The following is a 14,423-nucleotide window of genomic DNA, read 5'->3' as shown; positions in this document are numbered from 1 at the left end:
TCTGAAAAAGACATCAAGGAGTTGACCATGCGAATCAATCCCCGCCTTGCAACGATATTCCTGTTCTTCGCGGTGATCACGCTCTCAGGCTGCGCCCCGAAGGTAAAGCTCTTCGGCGAGCCTTCTCCCCTGCAACAGTACACCCTGCAAGGCGATGGCGACGACAAGATACTGCTCATCAACATACACGGCGTCATAGACAACAAACCCAGCCGCGGCTGGCTCAGTTCCCGGCCGGGCATGGTCCAGCAGGTGGTTACACGACTGGATGCCGCACGGGAAGACGATGCCATCCGTTCCGTGCTGCTGGTCATCGACAGTCCCGGCGGCGGTGTGACCGCAAGCGATGTCATCCAGCATGAGCTGGCCCGCTACAAAAAGGATACGGGCAACAAGGTTGTCGCCCTGTTCATGGATATTGCTGCCTCCGGCGGGTACTACATCGCCACGGCGGCAGACGGCATCGTCGCCCATCCTTCCACGGTGACAGGCTCCATCGGCACAGTGTTCATCAGACCGCAGGTTTCAGGTCTCATGGACAAAATCGGCGTAGAGGCCATTGTCACAAAATCCGGTGCCCACAAGGACATGGGCTCTCCTTTCAGGGAAGAAACCGAAGAAGAGCAGGCCCTGTTCCAGACCATGATCGACACAATGAACAACCGTTTCCAGACGCTTGTGCAGGAGAGCAGAAAGCTCTCGCAAACGCAGGCATCCCTGTTTGCCGACGCACGCATCCTCACCGCCAATCAAGCTCTTGAGGCAGGATTGGTGGACAGAATCGGATATATGGAAGATGCATTGCGCATGGTGGAAGAAAAGGCGGGAATTGAAAACCCGAGGGTAGTGGCCTATCGCGAGTCCAGCTTCCCCAATGAGAGCGTCTACAACAACATGGAAACACGGACAGCGGACAGTGCCGCCCTCATCAACATCAGTCTTGCCGAATTTCTGGCGGTTCCCAGAACAGGTTTTTACTACCTCTGGGCACCCGAATACGTCAGATAGAACGCTATATTCATCGGAAGCGAGCCATGGGCAGCGAGATGGTAAACGTGGTTCCCTTGCCAGGTTCTGATTCAACGTCCAACGCTCCCCCATGCTTGTTCACCACCACGTCACGTGCGATGGCCAACCCTTGTCCGGTTCCCTTGCCCACCTCCTTGGTGGTGAAGAAAGGATCAAATATCAGTTGCAGGTGCTCTTGGGGGATACCGATTCCGGTATCTGAAATACGGATCACAGCCATATTGTTCTGCGCACAGCTCGACAAATGAATGAGCCCCTTATCCCCTGATACGGATATGGTGCCTGTACTTTGGGTCCGTTTCACATGGTCCCTGCTAAGTTTTTCGGCAATGGCGTGCGAGGCGTTCACAAGAATATTCATGAATACCTGATTGATCTCCGCCAGCAGACAATACACTTCCGGCAGGGCATCATCCAGATCCAGCTCCACATCGGCCACATACTTCCACTCATTGCGGGTCACGGTAAGGGTATTCCGCAACGCGTTGTTCAGATTCGCCAGCTGTTTTTCCTTACGCCCGGGATGTGAAAACTCCTTCATAGCCCGCACAATGGTGGTTATGCGCCCCATGCCGTCCAACGACTGGGCTATGGCTGTGGGCAGTTCGGCACGCACAAAGTCGAAACCGCCATCCTCAAGCTTTCTCTTCAGGGAACTGCAAAACGAGTCCAGCTCCACCTTGCTTTCCGGCATGCCGCAAGCCATTTCATTACACGAATCCACCATTTCCAACAGTACGGCAGTCGAATCTTTGATGAAGCGCAGGTTATCCCCCACAAATTGTGCTGGCGTATTGATTTCATGCGCAATACCCGCAGCCAGCAACCCTATGGATTCCAACTTCTGCGCCTGCAGCAGCTTGGTTTCCATGCGTGTTCTTTCAGAAATATCGTTCTGTACCCCAACAAGCCAGGCAGCCTTTCCGTTCTCGTCATGAATGACGGAAACTGACAACTCGGCCTCATACGAAGCACCGTCCTTACGAAGACCTATCAGCCTTCCGGCCCATACATTCTGCGCCTTGACGCTATCCAGAATGGTTCCGGCAATGTCTTCATCCCGATACAGTCTGGAAACCATGTCCCTGAACAGTCTTCCCACGGCCTCATCCCGGTGAAAGCCCGTATCCTCCTCAAAGGCGCAGTTCACGTAGCGAATCAACCCCAGATCGGCTTCCGTAATGAAAATGGCGCTGCTTGCGCGTTCCACAGCCCTTTCAAGCAACTCTCTGTCGCGCTCCGCATTCCTCCGTTCGCTGATGTCCACCATGACGCCGATGATACCGGCAGGCATTCCCTCACTGTCATGAAACACGGCCTTATCAATCACGAAATCCCTGAGCCGCCCGTCAGCACACATAAGAACACGTTCCACCTGCATCCGCCCGCCCGTCCGCAGCAAGCTGGCGTCGTTCAGCATGATACTGCTGCCCAATTCGTGTATATAGGTCGTTCCGAAATCTCGCACGGTCTTGCCGCGCACGGCCTCCGGATCAGTCCCCAGCACGTCTCGCGCATAGCTTCGGTTACATCCGAGAAAACGACCGTCCGTTCCCCGATAGAACACCGGACTGGGAATGGTAGACAACAGCGTATCCAGAAAGGCGAGTTGTTGCCTCAGTTTGCTCTCCGCCTCGTTCTTCTCATCAATTTCCCTAAGATACTCACTATTCAAATGGGCCAATTCGCGCGTCCGCTCTTCCACGGTCTTCTCCATGAAGTCCGTGTGTCGCTGCAGGCGGTTCATAAGGTCATTGAAATACCGCCCCAACATGCCTATCTCATCCTGACTCGTACGCGTGCTCCGGACATCATACTCGCCCCGGGCGCCACGTTTGAAGCAGTCCATCAGTTCCCACAAAGGACCCACAATGGACATGCCCATAACGTGCGAAACAGCCAGCACAACTGCAAGAAAAACAAAAAACGCCCCCAACGACCAGTACTTCAGCAACAGAACCGGAGCATAAATGTCGTCCATGTAGCCGGAAATGCCAACAATCCAGTTAAACTTCGGCATTTCCTGATACACGATCAGACGCTGCCTGAACCTGCCCCCTCCGGGATCCTTCCACTGATACTGAATACGCCCGTTTCTGTTACGGAGCATATCTTTCACGAACAGTTGATACACAGACCGCATTTCAGATTCGGCAGTCCCTTGCGTGGTATTTCCGAGCAGAAGGGAGCCGTCCGCACCTATCAGGAAGGCCATCCCTCCCGAAGAGAGCGCCATGGGTTCGAGAGTCCCCCGCAAATCTCCTATGGTAACAAGTTCTGAAAACTCATCGCGATAACCGGAAACGCCGATATACCAGTCCCAAGGCCTGAAGCGGATAACGTACCCTCCCTTGGCACGTTCAGCATCCTCGCCGGGATTCCTCCACTCGTACTCAAAATACCCTTCCTCCAGCCCCAACATCCTTTGCGCGACATCCGTCTGCACAATGCTTTTTCCGACCAGCTCAGGGCGGGGGTGAAAAATAAGCCTGGCATCGCCATCAAGACAGAACACGTATCCGCTTTGCCCCACGCGCAAGCTTGAGAGCAACTCTATTGCCTTGCGCTTGGCCTCTTCCTTGTCTGTGCCGGATTGTATCGATTCGATATACACCCTCTCCACAATCTGCAGGCAGGTCTCTGCCTGAGCGCGCAGAAAACTCTTCACGGCCATGTCGCCCGCGAGTTCCATATTTCTGGCAACGCTAGTTGAAGCCAGCTGAATCTCGGATTCAATGTGTGAAAGAAATACATCGGAAACAAGACGATAGGCGAGGCCCCCGCCCAGGCAGAGCAGGAGCGCAAGGTAGAAGACATTGGTGCCGATCAGCTTCAAACGCACGCTTGCGTTACGGAACAGACGCATAGAAAACCCTGCAGCAGTCTGAAACTGCTGGATGAATAAGGACAGGCGAAACAATCTTTACAAGACAGGACGCCCGCCGTAGAGTGTGGCCCACAAACATTCAGGAGCACCATTTCTCATGTATACGTTCACCCCCTCTGGAGTGTGCGCAAAGCAGATTCTTTTCAACATCACCGACGGCAAGATCCACGACCTGCAGTTCGTGGGCGGTTGTCCCGGCTCGCTTACCGCCATCACCCGCCTGCTCGAAGGGCAGGAAGTCGATAACGTCATCACCGCCCTTGCAGGCCTTTCCTGCGGCAAAAAGGCAACTTCGTGCCCGGACCAGCTTGCATTTGTCCTCAAGGATATTGCCAGCGGCAACGGTGACAAGCACAAACAGGGCCCCGGACTGGGTCAGGTGATTCGCTCACTCAATCCCTTCGGATAGCATACCGTCAGGCAGACGGCCCTTCAAAGGGCAGACGGATTGTGAAACGGGTACCCTTGCCGGGCACCGATTCAACTTCCATCTGCCCTTTGTGGTTTTCCGTAATAATGAAATAGGAAACGGAAAGCCCGAGCCCGGTTCCCACTCCCGGCTCCTTGGTCGTAAAAAACGGTTCGAATATGCGCATTCTGGTCTGCTCATCCATCCCCGGCCCGTTATCCTCCACGACTATGGTCAAATAGCTCATATCCGTTTTGGAACGACGGGGGGCCTCCAGACGCGTCCGCAGGGTGATGACCGGAGACTCCATATGCACCATGGCCTGTGCGGCATTGCGCAGCAGGTTGAGAAGCACCTGCTCAATCTCGGTACGTGAACAGGTGATAAGGGGCAGGTCACCGGCAAACTCCCGGACAATCTCGATATGCCGGAAATCGAAACTCTTCTTAAGGTCATAGTCCGTCGAGGCCAGCCGTACGGTATTCTCCACGATATCATTGAGTTGATACGTACTCTGTGAAGAGTCGCTCTTACGGGCAAAGCTGAGCATGTTCTGCACGATTTCCGCAGCACGCACAGCCGACTCTCTTATGCCCTCAAGCATTTTGAGTATCTTGCGCTCCTCGATGTACGCCTGGATGGAATCAAGAGAACATCCCACGTCATCAGCAGCCTGCCTGTTGGCAGGCAAATCCGGCGAAAGACGGCGAAGAATATTCTGTGCCCCCTGCAGAATGCCCCCGAGAGGGTTGTTGATCTCATGCGCCATGCCCGCGGCAAGCCCCCCGACAGACATCATTTTCTCCGTCTGAATCATGATCTGCTCCAGCCGGACCTGCTCGGTCACGTCGTCAATACGGATGACAACTCCGACCGGAATATGCTCTTCCTCACGGGGCAGGGGAAAAATGGTCACGCTTTCAAAACACATCCGCCCATCACGAAAATACTGACGCCTCGGCAAAGCAATAGGTGTAAGGGAGTCCATGGATGCTTTCACTTCAGCATCCAAAGCGGAAAGTCTGGGATAGATCTCAGTCAGGGGCTTACCCAGAGCATCATGGGAAGACACTCCGGAATCCATCTCAGCCTGCCGGTTCCACTGCATGACCTTGCCTTCCGTATCCACCCCCACGAGGATGGAGGGCATGGCATTGATGGTATTGGCGAGTAACGCTCTGAGCCGTCGGGATTCCTCTGTCGCCCGTACCCGTTCCGTCACGTCTCGGGCAACACCGATGCCGCCGGCAACTTTTCCATCCTCGAAGAAGGGACGCTCAAGCACTTCCAACACACCAATCCGCCCGTCCTTATGCCGAAATTCCACATGGAACGGCGGCACATCCTCGCCGGAAAGAATACGTGCGATGCTATCTTCCAGCGACTTGTTCATGGGATTATCGGTCCTGTATGATCCGCCGCCTTCTATGAATTCTTCCGGCGTATACCCGGTCACATGCGTGATGGAAGGAGAAACATACCTAAGCTTACCGTCAATACCACGGCGATAGAGACAGTCCCCCATGTTGGAGAGCAGAAACTCCAATTCCGAAGCCATGGCGGAAATACGCTGGGCAGAGGCGTCCAGTTCCTGCTCGGCCCGCAACCTCTCTGAAATGTCACGGGCCACGATCACCGCATACTCTACGCCGTCCAGCTCATGCAGGCTGACTGAAATTTCCACCGGCAGGGCAGGATTGCGATAACGCGGAAGCTCGGTCTGGAATGTGGCGTGCCTGCTCCTGCCAGGATGACGGAAAAAGGCAAGCAAGCGGTCAGCCATTTTTACCCCGAACAGCTCGACAACATTTCTCCCCTCAAACGTTGCACCGACGCCGAAGCACTCCATGGCCGCGTAGTTGGCATGAACGATGGACAGCGGGTCAAGCCGGACAAGATAGATAAAGTCACGCGCCGTATCCACAAGAACCTGAAAACGCTCCAGTTCTCCGATCTTGCGGCGCAACTCTGGATAATAGCTCTTGCGGATGGAGCGCTCGCCAAGCCCGATAAGCTTTTCAAGCTCTTCAGCCTGATCTGCATCAAGGGATTCGGCAGGCTCTACTGCAGGAATATGAGTCCCTAACGGATTACCACGCCTCTTCATACAACGCCTCAACCTCTCCCTGACTAAACTTGCGCGGATTCGTGAGCATACAGGCATCCTGCAAGGCAGTATGCGCAAGCCTCGGAATAATCCCCTTGTCCATATTTAAACCGCTCAGCCCTTCCGGTATGCCAAGCTGCCTGCCAAACATCTGTAACTCGTTGAATAATTCCTCTACAAGCACTGCATCAGACATATCCTTTACAGACATGCCGAACGCAGCGGCGAGCTCCCGATAACGTTCCGGTACGGTAATGAAATTCGCCCGCACCACGTAAGGCAGCAGAACGGCATTACAATCGCCATGCGGCGCGTCGAGAATGCCGCCAAGGCTATGGGCCATGGCGTGCACCGCCCCCAGAATGGCATTTGAAAAGGCATACCCCGCATGCATGGACGCACGCATCATCCCCTCACGTGCCTCGACGTCGTCAGGGTGCTCTACGGCTTGCCTCAAATGCTTGCGTACAAGCTGCACCGCATCCAGGGCAAAGAGATCCGTCGTGGGGGAAGATACGGTTGAGACATAAGCCTCAAACGCGTGGGTAAGGGCATCCATGCCGGTTGCGGCAGTCAGCCCTGGGGGCATGCTGTAGGTGCATTCGGGATCGACCAGCGCCACATCCGGAATGGCGGCCTGCGCCACAATGGCAATCTTGATATGGCGACTTGTATCGTTGACGATGCAGAATTGCGAAATATCGGCGCTGGTACCCGCCGTGGTCGGAATGCATATCATGGGCGGGGCCGGAGCCTCGACCTTATCCACCCCTTCAAAGGACAGCACATCCGCACCGTTGGTGGCCATAAAACCGATGGCCTTGGCGGCATCCATGGGGCTGCCGCCCCCGATGGCCACAACACCGTCACAGCGGGAATCGAGAAATACGGCCGTCCCCCTGCGGATCTGGCCGTCTCTGGGGTTCGGTGAAATGTCATCAAAAATGGTCGTCCGAACACCTGCCTCATGCAGCGGAGCAATGAGCGCATCAACCAATCCGGTCGAGCGCACCCCTTTGTCGGTCACAACCAGACAATGGCTCAGGCTGAAGTTATGAACATACTTGGTCAACAGAAAGCGGGCCCCGTTGCCGAATATGACCTCCGGTGCCGCAAATTTACGCAAGGTATGCAATCCGCTCATGCTCTCACCTCCCGCATTGGATAGGTTTACAGCATATCACAGGGAGTTAGTGAGAGGAACCCCGACCTTGCAAAATTTCCTTCCCTGACCAATCAGTCATACCGATCACACCTCGTCCCTATACAGGCGCACTTCTTCAAGAAACAGGCTGAGCGCAGCGCTCAGGTTGTCCTTCTTCCACACAACGCGCAACTCCGGGCTGGGCATGTCGCCTATGAGCGGACGGTACACCACCCCGGGCCTCATTGCGGCGCTGACGGAAGCCGGATGAATGGAGCACCCCAACCCTGCAGCCACCAGCGCCTTGCCGGTTTCTATACGGGCAACGCTCTGCACCACCTCGGCCACTACACCGGCATTGCGAAAGCTGGCAATCAACGCATCGTAAAGCATGGGGTGCGCCTTGCGCGGAAAGAGGATAAGCGGCACTCCGGCCAGCCTTGCAAGCGGCACTGCTTCCAGTTCGGCAAGCGGGTGCCCTTCCGGAATGCACAGCATGAATGGCTCCTTGCGGAACAGCAGACTGTCCAGCTTCATGGGAACCCCGCGTACACAGCTTATGAGCCCCACATCCAACTCATCCGCCGCAATCATCCTGAGCTGATGCGCCGTGGAAAACTCCCAAAGCTCCAGACGGACCTTGGGGTACCGTTGCCTGAACTCCCGAATGGCCTGCGGGTATCCGGTCATGAGCGCATACCCCATGAAGCCGACCCGCAACAGCCCCTCCTCCCCGTTGGCCACAGCCTGAACCCGCTTCACCGCAAGCTCCGTGCGCTGCAGAATATCACGGGCGTCTTCAAGAAAAGCAGCCCCCTCCGGCGTCAGGGCCACGCTCCGGCTTGTCCTGCTGAACAACGAAACGCCCAACTCCTCTTCAAGCTGGCGCACCTGCTGACTGAGCGGCGGCTGCGACATATGCAGGCGCTTGGCCGCGTTGCCGAAATGCAGTTCCTCTGCCACAGCGATAAAATAGTGAAGATGTCTGAGTTCCATTATTAATACATAGCACAAATCAATCACCACATAAAGCAATATTGGACATATCAATACCCCGGGCGCAGTATCCCCTTATCGTATCCACCGTGATGCAGGAGGAAACCATGCACAACGAGACCTTTCCCAGTACCTTTTCCGGATATCGCGTCTGGCGGCACGCTCTTGCAGCCGGATGCATTCTGACCGTTCTCAGCCTGCCGGTCTTCGGACACGCAGGCGGGCAGGAGGCCTTGAACCAGTTGCAGAAGGCCGGTTCTGGCGCCGTACTCATGGCGGGCAAGTCTATTCCTTCCGCCCCCGGTGCAGATACAACATCCTCCCGCATTTTGCTGCACAGGGAATCCTCTTCCCTTTGTCTTGCCATGGATGCACACGGAGCCCTGTATGTGGCTGACGAAACAGCAGGAACCGTCCGCTGCCTGACCAGAGACGGTGAATCCGGCGTGCTCGTGAGCGGACTGCGCGGTCCCAGTGCTGTGGCGGTAGACCACCGCAGGCAGTTGATTGTGGGTACCCGTTTCGGAGAGATATGGAAGATTGCCCCGGACGGCAGCGCAATCCTTCTGGAGAGCGGAACGGAAGCCGTTGTTTCCGTCACCGTGGACCGAGACGGAGCTGCCATTGCCGCAACGGCCGCCGGTAACGTGATACGCATCAACGCCCGCTAGACGGACCGAACGTAGCCGCTGCAAGGACAGCTACGGAAGCACCGGCAGCAACGAAGCCCTGTTATTTTTCCATGCAATGTCTTGCAGCGGCATAGGTGAGAAATACATCGCACCTTTTAGATATTTCGATTCATGGGCTGACCGAAAAATAAAAACCGGCTCCGAAGAGCCGGTTCATTGGCATTCAATGATCCATTGCCTGCAATAGGCCAAGGTCGAAGCAGGCTGAAGCACATCAGACCAGAGCCGAAAGCATCTCGCCTGTTTCTGGAACAGCCGCCGTCGCATCCGCGGCGGGAACCTGATCGGCAACAGTGCCTTCTGCAGCCTCGGTGACGGGCGATGCGCCTTCAACACCATCAGCCGCAACAGGAGTTCCGGTTCCGCCGAGCACGCGGCTCAACAGAGTCCCCATCTGGCCCTCATAGGCTTCCATGGCACGTCGGCGCAGCCAGACAGGAACGCCATGCCTGCCGCCATGCCCCTCATCCTGCTTCTCTCCGGCAATGACAGCGGCATTTTCCTCTGTGCCGTCAACAGTGCTGCCCCCGTTGTCCTCGGTCTTGATATCCAACTCGCCACTGGCAACCATGGACTTGGCCTTGGCAAGGCCGTGTTCCAGAATCGCGGCAACCTCTTCAGGAGAAACAACGCCGTCGCCGTTCAAGTCCTTGCGTTCATTGTATCCGCTTTTGCTGGTGGCGTCCGAATCAGGACTGCCGAGAGGATATGTCCCCTTGCGGTCATCATTACCGGCACCGCGGTCCTGTTGCTCGCCGCGCATGGAGGCCATGCCTTCCTGCATGGCTTCGTTGAACTCCTTGCGCGAGGCCCCCAAGGCATTGGCGATTTCGCTCTGGGTAAGGAAGCCGTCTCCGTCAGAGTCGGCCTGTTCGAACTGCTCGTTGGCCAGCTCGCTCTCGGACTTGGAGAGCTTGCCGTCGCCGTCGGTATCCTGCTGTGCAATGATGGCCGCGGCAATCTTGTGCAAATGGCTGTTGCTGTTGCCGCTGCTTACGTGTGTGGCCAGCTCTTCCTGCGAAACGAAACCGTCGCTGTCTGTATCCACCGCCGCAAAACGCTTGCGGGACATGCGCAGTTCCGATGCGGAAAGAAGTCCGTCCCCATCCTGATCGCGCTCTTCCAGGATCTTCTTTGCCAGCTGATCATAATCCGGCCCGGAATCCTTCTTTCCGCGCTGCCCGGCACCATGAATCCATCCGCTGGTTCCCGATAACGATTTATCAATCCCCGATACGCTCATACTCGCCTCTCTGCGGTTTACCCCCTCCCGGGTTCACCGAAGGGTCATCGGCAATCTTTGCCGAAACGAAGAAACACCACAGATGCAGCAAAAAACGGTCCGTTAAGGACCGTTCAGCAAGGTTAAGATACCTTATTTTTTGTAAAGGCGATATCTATCTGAGATCACATCAATTTCCAATCCTTGATGCGCAAGTCCACCTCGGCTCCGCCGTTGTAGCGGTCTATGCGGGGAGAAAAAGCGAGACGAATATTCCTGCCTTCGATCATGGGCGGCATGGCTTCAGCCATTCTCCACGCCTTGGCGTGCAGGGTTATGCCGCTTGCCCCGTCAAAGAGTTCCAGCTTCAGGTGCTTTCTGGCAAAGACGCGGCGCGACTTGACCAACAGGGGCGGCGAGGCGAACACGGGCTCACTGTTCCCCATGCCGAAGGGCTGCAGCAGTTCAAGTTCCTTGAGCAGGGTAAAGTCCGAAGCCAGATCAAAGCCCATGTCTCCGTCCACACGAAGGTGGGCCGTAAGCGGCTGGGTGCCGATACTCTGCTCGACGATATCCGTGAAACGGGATCTGAACGCCTCCAGCTTGTCGGGCGCAAAGGACATGCCCGCCGCGAGCTTGTGTCCGCCGAAGCCAATGAACAGATCGGCACAGCGGGTGAGCCCCTCGTGCAGATGAAATTCGCTGACCGAACGGGCCGACCCCTTGATGATATCTCCCTCACGGCACAGGATGACCGTGGGCCTGTAGTGGGCTTCCACCACGCGGGAGGCGACGATGCCTATGACGCCGGAGTGCCAGTCCTCACCATACAGCACTAACGCGTTGCGGTTGAGCTGTGATTCCGCCTGATTGAACGCAGCTTCCTGAATGCGTTCTTCCTCGTTCTTGCGTTCCTCGTTCATGCCGTCCAGCGAGGCCGCAAGCCGTCTGGCCTCCTCGGGATCCTGCGAGAGCAGAAGATCAAGCGCCAAACCAGCCCTGCCCATGCGTCCGGCTGCGTTGATGCGCGGCGCAAGGCCGAAGGCGACCTGCCCTGCCCCCACGGCCGCCCCCGGCGCATAGCCGGAAACTTCCTTGAGCGCAGCCATGCCGATGCGCTTTCCTTCCGCCAGCACCAGCAGGCCGTTCTTGACCAGAATGCGGTTCTGGCCTGCCAGATCCACCACGTCGGCGATGGTGCCCAAGGCCACAAGGTCAAGCAACGGACGCACGTCCTGCCGGATGCCGGTTTGCTTCTCAAGCCGTGCGTTCAATGCGCACATGAGGAAAAATGCCACGCCCACGCCGGCCAAGGCCGGACACGGACATTCACGCAAACGGGGATTGCAGATGGCGTGGGCATCGGGCAGTTTCTCGCCGGGGAGATGGTGGTCGGAAACCACCACCAGCATGCCCAACTCTCGGGCACGCGCCACGGGAGCGAAATCGGAAATGCCGCAGTCAACGGAAAGGAGCATGCGCACCCCCCGCTCAAACAGGGCTTCCACGCCCGCCACGTTCATGCCGTAACCTTCGGTCATACGATTGGGCAGATGATGCAGCGCATCAATCCCGTGCCCTGCCAGAAAGCTCTTCACCAAAGCCGTGGAGGTCACGCCATCCACGTCATAATCGCCCCACACGGCCAGTTGGCGACCTTCCGCCAGCCCCTGTGCAAGCACGTCCGCCGCCTCCTCCAGACCGGGCCATTGGCACAGCGGAGCAAGCTGACGCAGAAAGGGGCTGAGGTACTGCTGCATATCCTCACGGCTCTGCAGGCCGCGATGCCACAGAAGTTCCGCCAGAAAATCCGAAATTTCCAGTTGTTCCGCCCAGGCAGAAAGGCCCTGCGGTGCAGGGTCTGCCGAACGGGAAATCCACTGTTTGGACAAAAGAGACTCCGTGATGTGCGAACGAAGGCAACCTAGATGAGGTGTGAAACAAAGGCCCGGATATTGTCGGGGGCCAGCCGCAGGGCAAGCTCGCTCTCGAATTGCTCCATATCGGGCACGAATCGGGAGAGCAGAGCCGTTGCCGTCTCGGACATGGGTATAGCCTGCGCCTCCCGGCTGTGCAACAGGGCATTAGCCACATGCAGCATGGCGGCGGCGCACTTGTGCTCTCCGGCAAGGCGGGGCTGGTGGTGCCAGCTGATGGGGTCAGTCAGGACATCCGGCAGGTTCCAGTAAGAAAGGACATGCGCCGCAATAACGGCATGGTCCATGCCCCAATAGCGGTCCTCTGCCTCTGCATCGGATATCTGCGCGGTATCACGCAACTTGCGGATGGCTGCCCAGGTCAACGGCCTGAAAGAAGCTATGAAGAGTTTGCCAAGGTCATGCAGCAGGCCTGCAGTATAGAGGGTATCGGGATCTTCCTTTTCCCCTTTCTTTGCCGCATGCAGAGCGATAAGACGCGCCGCTTCGCCAACGCCCACCTGATGCATCCAGTATTCGGCTATCTCGAATTTTTTCGGCATCTTGCGTTTGCTGGCAATCTCGGCAACACCGATGGCCAGAACAAGGTTGCGCACCTCTTTTAGACCAAGAACGGCAACGGCCCGCGAGACGGAGGAAACCTCCGACTGCAGGCCGTAATAAGCGGAATTGGCAATGGAAAGAACACGGGCGGCAAGCCCCTGTCCGCGGGCTATGGTCTGGCCTATGGCTTCCAGTGACGCGGGGGAATTATCCTTTGTAAGCGAAAAGAGATCGCTTAGCAGGCTCGGCTCATAGGGAAGATCCTGCATGCTCTGCAACAGGTCCGCCAAAAAATCCTGCGCTTCCATGTGATGCTGCATTTCCGCTCCTGTTACGTGACCCCGCCACACAACTCAGGTTAAGAACGAATCATCCAAAGACGCCAGACCGGTCTTCACTGCAAGACAACTGCGCTCGCGTATTGTCCGCCCCGGAAAGAATCCGGAGGGCAATTTCGCTGCGCGCACATCTCCCTATTACTCCGCTTCCCCCTCAGCCTCCTGAGGCGTTGCAGGCGCTGCAGTTCCTTCCGGCTTGGCGGCAGGAGCCTCGCCGCCTTCCTTCTGGCGCTTGATGGCCTGGGCGGATTTGACGAGTTGCGCATCCACCTCGGCCTTCTTTTCCGCCGGAACAAAATCCTTCTGCTTCAGCCAGAGGAGAAATTTCACAGCCGCATCAAGAGAGGGGTTGATAGCCAGACATTTGAGCAGATGTTCGGCGCAGGGCGCATATTCCTGCTTCTCCAGACAGACGCGGGCCACATTGTAGTGCAGGTTCTCGTCATTACCGGAAAGCTCAAGCGCCCTTGAGTAGTAGTCCCGCGCCTGATCAAGCATCTTGTTCTTGCGCAGGTTGATGCCGAATTCATTGAACAGATGCTTGTGCTCAACGTCGAAGGCGGCATCCAGCTTGACGAGACGTTCGAAGATGTTATCCGCCTTCTCTGTCTCGCCGCGGTCAAGGTAGGTCAGTCCCAGCCCGAAGTTGGCACGCACGTTCTGTTCGTCCACCTTGAGGGCGTTATTGTATTCGAATTCGGCGCTGAAGCCCTCACCCCGCTGGCGGTGCCTGTCGGCACGGGCAATGGTCTTGTTTAGCTCCTTCATCTTGGGGAACACGGTCTGTACGTAGAACTCCGGTTCCGGCTGAAACTTTTCGATCAGCTCCTCAAGACTGATGGTCCTCTTGGGACCGGAAGGCACATAGTTGGCGTTGAGGGGCTGCACCTCAATCTTGCCGCCGGCTTCCTCCACAGACCAGAAAGCTTTCTGGACGGTTTTGCGCACCGTGGTGCCCGCCCCTACCTTCTTCAATTCCTGCGTGGAAAAAATACCCTTGATAGGTTCACGCTCTTTGGTCCCGGCCGCTTGCTCCTTCTGCTCTCCCATATTCTCTCCCAAGGGCAAGAGTCGCCATGCAGCGACCTCTGGCTTTCTGACAAGGTATTGTTTGCCGCC

Annotated in this window: 11 protein-coding genes; 3 read left to right on the top strand and 8 right to left on the bottom strand. The window is 56.6% G+C overall.

All coding sequences use genetic code 11. The annotated features are described in order from the left end of the window. The first annotated feature begins 27 nt into the window (after nt 1-27). Complete coding sequence (gene sppA, locus N1030_RS17455; protein ID WP_265826867.1) at nt 28-1,008, top strand: signal peptide peptidase SppA; 981 nt, start codon at nt 28-30, stop codon at nt 1,006-1,008. A gap of 10 nt (nt 1,009-1,018) precedes the next feature. Here the strand turns inward: sppA and N1030_RS17450 are convergent, their stop codons facing one another. Then, a complete protein-coding gene (locus tag N1030_RS17450) occupies nt 1,019-3,895 on the bottom strand; it encodes a cache domain-containing protein (RefSeq protein ID WP_265826866.1) in 2,877 nt (958 codons plus the stop codon). Between the two features lie 118 nt (nt 3,896-4,013). Between N1030_RS17450 and N1030_RS17445 the strand changes: the two genes are divergently transcribed. Next, nucleotides 4,014-4,325: a TIGR03905 family TSCPD domain-containing protein gene (locus N1030_RS17445; RefSeq protein ID WP_265826864.1), complete on the top strand. Its 312-nt coding sequence runs from the start codon at nt 4,014-4,016 to the stop codon at nt 4,323-4,325. 7 nt (nt 4,326-4,332) lie between these two features. On the opposite strand, the gene N1030_RS17440 is transcribed toward N1030_RS17445, so the two are convergent. The 3 genes from N1030_RS17440 to N1030_RS17430 form a co-directional block, all read right to left on the bottom strand. Beyond that, the gene (locus N1030_RS17440; RefSeq protein WP_265826862.1) at nt 4,333-6,432 is read right to left on the bottom strand and encodes a PAS domain-containing sensor histidine kinase; all 2,100 of its coding nucleotides are present in this window, start codon (nt 6,430-6,432) and stop codon (nt 4,333-4,335) included. Beyond that, nucleotides 6,416-7,576, bottom strand: a complete 1,161-nt coding sequence (locus tag N1030_RS17435; RefSeq protein ID WP_265826861.1) for an iron-containing alcohol dehydrogenase — start codon at nt 7,574-7,576, stop codon at nt 6,416-6,418. Before N1030_RS17435 ends, N1030_RS17440 begins: the two co-directional genes overlap by 17 nt. A 105-nt stretch (nt 7,577-7,681) precedes the next feature. Further along, nucleotides 7,682-8,572 (bottom strand): LysR substrate-binding domain-containing protein, encoded by an 891-nt coding sequence (locus tag N1030_RS17430; RefSeq protein ID WP_265826860.1) that lies wholly within the window; start codon nt 8,570-8,572, stop codon nt 7,682-7,684. Nucleotides 8,573-8,679: 107 nt separating this feature from the next. Here N1030_RS17430 and N1030_RS17425 point away from each other — a divergent pair, with 107 nt between their 5' ends. After that, a complete protein-coding gene (locus N1030_RS17425) occupies nt 8,680-9,243 on the top strand; it encodes an NHL repeat-containing protein (protein WP_265826858.1) in 564 nt (187 codons plus the stop codon). 235 nt (nt 9,244-9,478) lie between these two features. On the opposite strand, the gene N1030_RS17420 is transcribed toward N1030_RS17425, so the two are convergent. From N1030_RS17420 to N1030_RS17405, 4 genes are all read right to left on the bottom strand, one after another. Next, entirely contained in the window at nt 9,479-10,507 is a 1,029-nt protein-coding gene (locus N1030_RS17420; RefSeq protein ID WP_265826857.1) for a CREC-EF hand family protein, read from the bottom strand. Nucleotides 10,508-10,671: 164 nt separating this feature from the next. Further along, on the bottom strand, nt 10,672-12,378 hold the full coding sequence (gene recJ, locus N1030_RS17415) for a single-stranded-DNA-specific exonuclease RecJ (protein ID WP_265826856.1): 1,707 nt from the start codon (nt 12,376-12,378) through the stop codon (nt 10,672-10,674). Nucleotides 12,379-12,410: 32 nt separating this feature from the next. Beyond that, nucleotides 12,411-13,286, bottom strand: a complete 876-nt coding sequence (locus N1030_RS17410; protein ID WP_265826855.1) for an HDOD domain-containing protein — start codon at nt 13,284-13,286, stop codon at nt 12,411-12,413. Nucleotides 13,287-13,442: 156 nt separating this feature from the next. Then, on the bottom strand, nt 13,443-14,354 hold the full coding sequence (locus tag N1030_RS17405; RefSeq protein WP_265826854.1) for a tetratricopeptide repeat protein: 912 nt from the start codon (nt 14,352-14,354) through the stop codon (nt 13,443-13,445). Nucleotides 14,355-14,423: the final 69 nt, after the last annotated feature.

Source organism: Desulfovibrio mangrovi, from assembly GCF_026230175.1.
In the GTDB taxonomy this organism is placed as follows: Bacteria; Desulfobacterota; Desulfovibrionia; order Desulfovibrionales; family Desulfovibrionaceae; genus Halodesulfovibrio; species Halodesulfovibrio mangrovi.
This window is presented reverse-complemented; position numbering and strand designations above follow the sequence as displayed.

Excerpts from the sequence above, each read along its gene's own strand:
- N1030_RS17420 (WP_265826857.1), bottom strand. The coding sequence starts at position 10,507 with ATGAGCGTATCGGGGATTGATAAATCGTTATCGGGAACCAGCGGATGG.
- sppA (WP_265826867.1), top strand. The coding sequence starts at position 28 with ATGCGAATCAATCCCCGCCTTGCAACGATATTCCTGTTCTTCGCGGTG.
- N1030_RS17410 (WP_265826855.1), bottom strand. The coding sequence starts at position 13,286 with ATGCAGCATCACATGGAAGCGCAGGATTTTTTGGCGGACCTGTTGCAG.
- N1030_RS17440 (WP_265826862.1), bottom strand. The coding sequence starts at position 6,432 with ATGAAGAGGCGTGGTAATCCGTTAGGGACTCATATTCCTGCAGTAGAG.
- N1030_RS17450 (WP_265826866.1), bottom strand. The coding sequence starts at position 3,895 with ATGCGTCTGTTCCGTAACGCAAGCGTGCGTTTGAAGCTGATCGGCACC.
- N1030_RS17445 (WP_265826864.1), top strand. The coding sequence starts at position 4,014 with ATGTATACGTTCACCCCCTCTGGAGTGTGCGCAAAGCAGATTCTTTTC.
- N1030_RS17435 (WP_265826861.1), bottom strand. The coding sequence starts at position 7,576 with ATGAGCGGATTGCATACCTTGCGTAAATTTGCGGCACCGGAGGTCATA.
- N1030_RS17405 (WP_265826854.1), bottom strand. The coding sequence starts at position 14,354 with ATGGGAGAGCAGAAGGAGCAAGCGGCCGGGACCAAAGAGCGTGAACCT.
- N1030_RS17430 (WP_265826860.1), bottom strand. The coding sequence starts at position 8,572 with ATGGAACTCAGACATCTTCACTATTTTATCGCTGTGGCAGAGGAACTG.
- N1030_RS17425 (WP_265826858.1), top strand. The coding sequence starts at position 8,680 with ATGCACAACGAGACCTTTCCCAGTACCTTTTCCGGATATCGCGTCTGG.